Here is an 8,027-nt window from a genome sequence, read left to right on the forward strand (position 1 = left end):
ACTGACATATTTTCCCATTCCCAACAAAAGGGCTTTTGAAGCGCCATCTGACCTTAAATCTTAACGAAATTAACGGTTTTTTATTACCTACGAAGTAACGGAATACTTAATAACAAAAGTAGAGGGAGAGGAGTACAAAAATATGGGATTATTTATTTTTCATTTTTTAAATTTATAAATTTAAAGTTTTCATTATGAACAAAAAGTTTTTAAGTGTAATCTTGTTTGGAGCCTTAATGACGGCTACTACAAGTACGTTCACGTCTTGCAAAGACTATGATGATGACATCGATAATTTGCAGGAACAATTGGACAAGAAGGCTACTGCTGAAGACTTGAATAGCAAGGTAAGCGCACTGCAAGGTGACATTGCTGCCGCTAAATCGAGTGCAGATGATGCTGTGAAAAAAGCTCAGGAGGCTTTAGAAAAGGCTTCTGCGTCTGGTACTGTAACTGAGTCGGATTTAGACAAACTGAAATCTGACTTGGAGGCTAAGATGGACAAATTAGCAGCTTTGACAGATGTTGAGACAAAGATTAATAATTTGAAGTCTGAATTGACAACTGCTATTGATGGAAAAGCAAGTAAGGAAGAATTGAAAGCTTTGACTGAAAAGGTTACCAAATTGCAGAATGAAGCTCTAAATTTGATTGGTCGTCAATTAACCAGTTTAGTATTCAAGCCGGAATTTTATTATCAAGGTATCGAAGCTATGTCTGCTTCTACTTTTGCTTATAAGGCTTTGACACTGCAAGCTGTTAGCGCAGACAAGGATTACGCTACTGACAAACCGACTGCTGCCACAACTTTGTCTTATCTGACTCCAGGTTTGACTGCTGACTATCACATGAACCCATCCACTGTTGATATTAACAACATCGCAGAGCTGACTTTCATTTCTGATGACAAGAAATATACGAGAGCAGCGAGCACAGTAGTAAAGGCGGAAGTTACCAGTAAGAGTTTAGCTCCGAACCAAAAGGGCGTTTTGAGAGTAAAAGCTAAATTGACTGATGGAAGCATTAAGGATATCGCAACAGATGAACTTGTAACAGTATTAGCTTTACAAGCCCACTATAAGGATGCTAAGACTGATACAATTATCACTTCTGACTATGCAGCTGTGAAAAAAGAAGAGATTAAGGATCTGGTGTTGGCAAATGTAAAAAAACAACCTGGTCATACAGTAGGAAAAGGCCATTTGTATACAACAGCAGCAGCGGCTATTGCAGCTGATCCTGAAATTGAAATAGCATGGAATAGCGAAGGCGTAGACATTGCAGAATACGTTCAGACACATTATACTACAGCAACTAAAACAGATGTTGCGTGGGATAAGAATGCAAAAGAAGGCACTGTAGAAAAAGATGGTTTCGAATATGTATATGAACTGGTTGGTTACCTTGCAGGTTCAAATAAAACATCTGAAAGTGCTCATGCCAATTGGAAGGGTTCTGTTTTGAGACCGCAGATTACTAAAGATGGTAAGCAGCAGGCTTATGGCGCTGAGCAAAGCCAGGCAACTATCGGCCGTATGCCGTTGGTTCGCGTAACTTTGAAAGACGCTATTCAGAACAAGAATGCAGCTGTAGGTTATATTAAGGTACAGATCACAGCTACTCCTGAAGAAAATGAAATTACTGCAATTGATCCGTTCAAGTTCGCAGAAACCTATACTGTTAATTGTAGCAAGACAGACTTGGTGAAGACTTTGACTTGGGCTCAGGTAGAAGAAGACATTTTGGCTAAGCTTGCAATCTCTAAGGCTGAATTTGAAGCTGATTATAAACTGGATAACAGCGATATTGATGCAGTTCAATTTACAACAGCTGATAAGGATGCTAAGGTTGTAACCAAGAAGATTGGTAAAGTTTCTAAGACTACAGCTGACGTTGAGGAACATATGACTGAAGTATTGCAGTGGACTATTGGTGCAAACGAAGCTTATGAATACTTCATGAAGCAAGCTAGCATCCAAGCTATTGTTCGCTTTGTTAAAACGAATAGCAATGGTACTCACCACTATGTATATGTAACATTCAATTGGACTCCGAATCCACGCAATGTAACTCCTACAGGTACAATTGCCGATGCAACGAAACTTGACTATGCTTGGTTTGCAAGTGGAAGCACTGAAGCTAAGACTGGTTATGCAGAAATCCACCAGAATGTGAAAGTACCTAATAAGGGTGAAAGCTATGATAAGTGTACTTATGTAAACGATCTTTTGAATGTATTTGAAGGTAATAAAGTTACTATTAGCGGTGTAGATGCAGTATATGCAGATTTCCAAAATGCTAAGTTGACAAAGACATTTGAATTTATCACTCCGCGTATAACAGATGTTTATGGTGTTGCTAAACACAATAAATATAGATTGTCAGTTTCTACTGATGGTTTGACTATGTCGGCTACACTGCTTGACAGTAGCAACAAACCGGTAGGTCTTCCTCAGGCAGTAGCTATCATTAATGGTTCTGATGTGGAATATCAGGAAACAGCGTTTGCTAAAGACATTTTGAACTATGCCGGACGTAGCAATATGAAGGATGGCGAAACACTTTGTGGTCGTATCAAGGTCGTTGCTACAGCTTGTGATGATCTGAAGAATCTGACTCTGAGCAACCATGAATTTGATGTTAAGTTCTTACGTCCTATCAATGTCGCTTCTAAGGATAATGACGGTCTGAAAGATGCTAAGAATAATGGTGATGTACTTGACTTCAGCAAAGTTCTTGCTTTCACAGATTGGCGTAACGATGCTTCTCAGAATGTATTCAGTCCGACTGGCTATAACTATTATGACTACTATAATGTTAGCAAGATCGAGGTTGATACTAAGAAGATCACTACTGACTTGAATGGTGGTACATTGGGTGAAACATTGTTAAGTTCTAAGAGTGAGAAGATTGAGATTACATATACTCAAGCTACAGGTGCTATTTCTGGAACAAATATGGGTACACTGAATTACAAGAATAATGGTAATGAAGTTGGTAGCTATATGATTCAAGTTCCTGTGAAAGTTACTTATAAGTGGGGTGTTATTGAAGTCGAAATCCCGATTGAAGTTCATGGAACTATCTAATCTTTTATAGATTAAATAGTAATCTCGAAATAAAGAAGAGTGCTTTCGAAAGGGAGCACTCTTTTTAAGCTAATAAACATAGAAGAAAAGATGAAAAAGATAAGAATTTTGAGCTTATTGCTTTGCATATTCACTCTGGTGGCTTGCGGGCAAAAAAAGAGGGAGACAGAATGCAGCGCAAAAGAACAGTCTGCCATGGTATTATCGAGAAAGGATACAATAGCCGTTCATGAATTGGTAAACCAATTTATGACTTTAGCCAAAGATAAGAAATATGCCGAAGCAGCTGCCATGCTTTACGAAGTGGATGCTAATGATATCGATCAAAAGCCTCAGCCTCTGGACAATGAAGGCATGCAGCGCATCAAAATGCTACTACAAATCTTCCCTGTGTATAGCTATGAAGTAAATTCTCTGAAATTTAAGGAAGCGGAGAATAATGAAGTGAAATGCACTATTTCTTTTTCTGAGACAGGTAAGACAAACTGGTATTTCAAACCTGTACGTTACTTAGGTAATTGGAGACTTTGCATGAGAGATTCAGGTATGGGAGATAGATCTATTGATGAATGAAAGAGTTTAGCAACTTTGCTTCCACCCTTCCACCCTTCCACCTACCTTCTATTTTCCCCTATTCATCGGCATTTACGATGCTGTGGAAGCAACAAAAAGAAGTGGAAGCAAAATTTGCTTCCACCCACTTAAAAAACATGATTTTTATCACAACTTACTTATTCACAATATAATATCCCGATCCCGGTACATAAATCGGCTGATTCAGTTTTCCTGCATTTTCAAGCTTTCCTTCGTCGCGAAGCCGACGAATCTGAAGTTGGGCAGTAGAACGCATCATTCCGCAAAGGCTTTGAAAGTCGCTGCGTGTAAGAAACTGGTGAGTAGAAAAGTAGTTCGTCAGCCGCTTGTCAATCTCCTCATCACTGAGCTTTTGGGAATGTTCATTCAGTCCCAGTGGTTTAGCTTTGATACTACCTATTTCATTCTTTAGTGCCTGGTCTGCACGAAACTTAATTCCCTTCAACTTAATCTTGGTTGTTTTGCGCTTGGTGGCAGCAGTCACCGGCTCCGTGCTGGTCAGTGCGGGACGAAAATAACCGATGCCATTCAGATGTACCTGCCTGCCCTCGGCAAGATCCTCACCCATAACATGCGACAAAGCATCGAGTACTGCTGACACATCGGTTTCGGACAGCGAACTGCGTTCCTGAATTCTCCGGCGCAGTTCATCGGTAGTGGTGGAGCCATTCAAACGGATTCGTGGATGAAGTATCTTTTCTTCCCGCTGTTTGTCTTTAGGTTCCGGGAGCTCATACCAATCAAATAAAATTGCCATAGTTCAATGTGTTTAAAGCTGCTATACAATACGTTAAAGCCTTGTACGAAATAGGTGCGAAGCACGTGTTTCATCCGTAGAAGCCATAGGGATAGAGACGCCTAACGACCATGAGCAGCTTTGTTTACGGCCATAAAGCAATCGCTTGACGACCGTAAACAAAGCTGCTCATGGTCGTTAGGCGTTGTAAATTCCCTGTACAAAAGTAAACAAACGCATGGATAAAAGCAAAGGAATGCCTATGTTTTAATCAAGAAACACATGCATCTTCAAACCTCAGTCCATAGGCTGTAGCAGCCTGTCTTTTATTTAATAATTATTTCTTCGGAATGCTTGCTTTCGGCTTCTTGAAGCAGTATCTTTACAAGAATTATATTAACTTAAACAAGACATAGAACCGAATGAAGATTACACTGATTAGAGAAGAAAAAGAGAGTGGAAAAGAAGCCTTCAGTACACTGGAAACAGATACCCTGATCGAAAAACTGAAAACCGAAACCAAAGCCGGACATGTGACAGCTCTCCGAATCATCATCCCACAACTGGAAGGCACCCGCATCCGATACGAACATATAGACAAGCTGCTCCGTATCTATCCTGCCATAGAGTACACCCGTACGCAAGAGGGCGAACGCCGGATGAAGCATTATAACGGACTGGTACAATTGGAAGTAAACCATCTGTCGGGCATTGCCGAAGCGGAATTCGTGAAACAGCAAGCGTCTTTATTACCGCAAACCTTTGCCGCCTTTTGCGGCTCCAGTGGAAGAAGTGCTAAAATATGGGTACTTTTTGCCTTGCCCGACGGTAGCGCACCGAAACGGGAAAGCGATGCCGCCTTGTTTCATGCCCATGCCTACCGGCTGGCTGTAAGATGTTATCAGCCGTTGCTGCCATTCGCCATCACTTTGAAAGAGCCTTCGCTTGCTCAAAGTTGCCGCATGACGTTGGACAGGCAGCCCTATTACAATCCTTCCGCTGTTCCCTTCTGCCAGGAGCAGCCTATCGGCATGCCCGAAGAGGATAGCTACCGACAGAGGAAGCAGGCAGAAAAGAACCCGTTGTTACGGTTGAATCCGGGCTGCAAGACCTCGGATACTTTCGCTGTGCTCTTCGAATCTGCCCTTGACCGTGCTTTTCGGGAACTGAGCGATTGGAAGCGGGGCGATGACTTGCGATTATTATTGGTGCATCTGGCCGAGCATTGCTTCAAAGCTGGGATTCCCGAAGAAGAAGTAATACGCCAAACGCTGATGCACTATTATCGTGAAGCGGATGAACTTATTATTCGCCAAACAATCCATAACCTATATCAGGAACTTAAAGGTTTCGGAAAAAAGAGCAGTCTGACCCAGGAACAGGAAACTGCTTTCCGGTTGGAAGAATTTATGAACCGTCGCTATGAGTTCCGTTACAATACCGTTTTGGACGATTTGGAATACCGCCAGCGCGATTCCATCCATTTCTATTTTAAGCCTGCCGACCATCGTGCCCGCAGCACAGTAGCTCTGAATGCTCTGAAAGAAGGCATCCGCGTGTGGGACCGCGATATAACCCGCTTTCTCACTTCCGAGTACGTGCCGCTTTACAACCCCGTTGAAGAGTATCTCTACGATACCGGACGCTGGGATGGAAAGGATCGTATCCGTGCATTGGCTGACCTGGTTCCGTGCCATAATCCGCATTGGCGGGAATTATTCTATCGTTGGTTTCTCGGCATGGTGGCACATTGGCGTGGAATGGACAAGCAGCATGGCAACAATACTTCTCCTTTGCTCGTTGGAGCCCAAGGTTTTCGCAAATCCACATTTTGCCGCATCATTCTGCCACCGGAACTACGCTTCGGCTATACAGACAGTCTCGACTTTAAAAGCAAGCAGGAGGCAGAACGCAGTTTGGGGCGCTTTCTGCTTATCAATATCGACGAGTTCGATCAGATCAGTCCTAATCAGCAAGGTTTCTTGAAACATCTGCTGCAGAAACCGGTTGCCAACCTGCGCAAGCCTTATGGAAGCACTGTGCGGGAAATGCGACGGTACGCTTCCTTTATCGGTACCAGCAATCAGAAGGATTTGTTGTCCGACCCCAGCGGCAGCCGCCGTTTTATCTGCATTGAAGTGACCGGTCCTATCGACACGAATATCACCATCAACTACCGGCAGCTCTATGCGCAGGCCATGAACGACGTCGCTAAAGGCGAACGTTACTGGCTGGATGATAGCGATGAAGCTATCTTGAAGCAGACAAACCGGGAGTTTGAACAGATCACCCCGCTTGAACAGCTTTTTCAAAGCCATTTCCGTGCGGCGGAAGAAGATGAAGAGGGCAAGTGGTTGATGCCGATGCAGATACTTTCCGTGCTGCAAACAAAGACGAGGGATAAGCTGGCTATCAACAAAGTAGCCGTATTCGGGCGGACGCTCAAGAAGCTCGAAATACCGAATAAGAAGTCAAGACAAGGTACATTGTACCACATAATGCCATTGGATTAGGCGCCGTTTCCGGGTGGAAGCAAAATTTGCTTCCACCTTTTTTCGTTGCTTCCACAGAAGCTGAAAAGCCGATGAATAGGGATATGCAAGAAGTTGGTGGCGGTGTGGAAGCAAAATATGAACAAAGTAAATACAGAGCGAATCTATAGTTCTTGGAGCTTTAAGAATTCTTTGGGAGAAACGACTTTGATATCTGAAAAAGAAAAATCTTTTAGATTACGAGTAACAATTACGTCTGCATTAGCTTTCAATGCGGAATAATACTGAAGGGCATCTTCAAAATCTTTAGCTCGCAACTTCAAAGCAAGATCCACTACCCAGTCATCTACTTCGGATACAGAAACCAATTCTCTTACTTTATCCAGCAAATCATAGAGTTGATTCCCTTTATAAAGTTGTCGGGCAATATACGCTATATTGGAAAAAGACAGCGAAGAAAGGAATAGTCTAAAATGTCCATTGTATGCCAAAGCTAAAATAGCTTCCGCATCGTCTTGAAAGTTCTCACGTTCCATCAGAAAATCAAGCACAACATTTGTGTCCAGGAAAACTCTTCTCATTTATTTTTCTCCAATAAATAATTTAAGCGGGCATCTTGAGTATGCACATCTTTAATTCCGGATAGAGAACCTTTTATTTTTCTTAGATTTTCCGGTAACACTTTTGTTGGCACTTCAGAAGCGGGCAAATATTTAGATAGCATGTCCTCAAAGAATGTCGATAAAGAGATTCCTTGTTCCTTGGCGTACTTTTTAGCTGCATCCAGCAAAGAAGGATTTAAGTTTAAATATAATCTGGTTTCCATATACTCCTTTATTTTAGTTCCTCTTTATACAAAGAAAAGCATTTAATTTCTAACAACCAAGATTTATATAGAAAAAGGGATGAAATTATAGTTGCACTAAATTTTAATAAAGAGGGAAATTCCATATTCATTGATATCTATTTTATATATATTGCGTAATGGAATTATATAAATAAATTAGAAATGATCAGGAATGAAATTACCTTACAGAAGATGTTCTCAATGATAGTTGAGGAGCTTCGCGAGAATGGTCGATGGGGAACAGCCCATATCTATCAGGCTACTTCGAA

At 41.8% G+C, this 8,027-nt stretch carries 6 protein-coding genes and 1 pseudogene; 4 read left to right on the top strand and 3 right to left on the bottom strand.

The features are described 5' to 3' along the window. The first annotated feature begins 194 nt into the window (after positions 1-194). Together AAE250_RS23160 and AAE250_RS23165 are read left to right on the top strand one after the other, a co-directional pair. On the top strand, positions 195-3,089 hold the full coding sequence (locus tag AAE250_RS23160; protein WP_342289459.1) for a hypothetical protein: 2,895 nt from the start codon (positions 195-197) through the stop codon (positions 3,087-3,089). Between the two features lie 90 nt (positions 3,090-3,179). After that, complete coding sequence (locus AAE250_RS23165) at positions 3,180-3,662, top strand: hypothetical protein (RefSeq protein ID WP_342289460.1); 483 nt, start codon at positions 3,180-3,182, stop codon at positions 3,660-3,662. A gap of 154 nt (positions 3,663-3,816) precedes the next feature. Here AAE250_RS23165 and AAE250_RS23170 read toward each other — a convergent pair whose 3' ends face one another. Continuing rightward, entirely contained in the window at positions 3,817-4,440 is a 624-nt protein-coding gene (locus AAE250_RS23170; protein WP_342289461.1) for an HU family DNA-binding protein, read from the bottom strand. Positions 4,441-4,841: 401 nt separating this feature from the next. Here AAE250_RS23170 and AAE250_RS23175 point away from each other — a divergent pair, with 401 nt between their 5' ends. Then, on the top strand, positions 4,842-6,932 hold the full coding sequence (locus tag AAE250_RS23175; RefSeq protein WP_342289462.1) for a BT4734/BF3469 family protein: 2,091 nt from the start codon (positions 4,842-4,844) through the stop codon (positions 6,930-6,932). Positions 6,933-7,075: 143 nt separating this feature from the next. Here the strand turns inward: AAE250_RS23175 and AAE250_RS23180 are convergent, their stop codons facing one another. After that, positions 7,076-7,492, bottom strand: coding sequence for a type II toxin-antitoxin system VapC family toxin (locus tag AAE250_RS23180; RefSeq protein WP_342289463.1), 417 nt, complete (start codon positions 7,490-7,492; stop codon positions 7,076-7,078). Then, positions 7,489-7,737: a DUF6364 family protein gene (locus AAE250_RS23185; protein WP_342289464.1), complete on the bottom strand. Its 249-nt coding sequence runs from the start codon at positions 7,735-7,737 to the stop codon at positions 7,489-7,491. The genes AAE250_RS23180 and AAE250_RS23185 overlap by 4 nt, the downstream gene beginning before the upstream one ends. 183 nt (positions 7,738-7,920) lie before the next feature. Between AAE250_RS23185 and AAE250_RS23190 the strand changes: the two are divergent. Beyond that, positions 7,921-8,027, top strand: a pseudogene (locus AAE250_RS23190) (site-specific integrase); the annotation flags it as partial.

The organism is Bacteroides sp. GD17, assembly GCF_038448625.1.
In the GTDB taxonomy this organism is placed as follows: Bacteria; Bacteroidota; Bacteroidia; order Bacteroidales; family Bacteroidaceae; genus Bacteroides.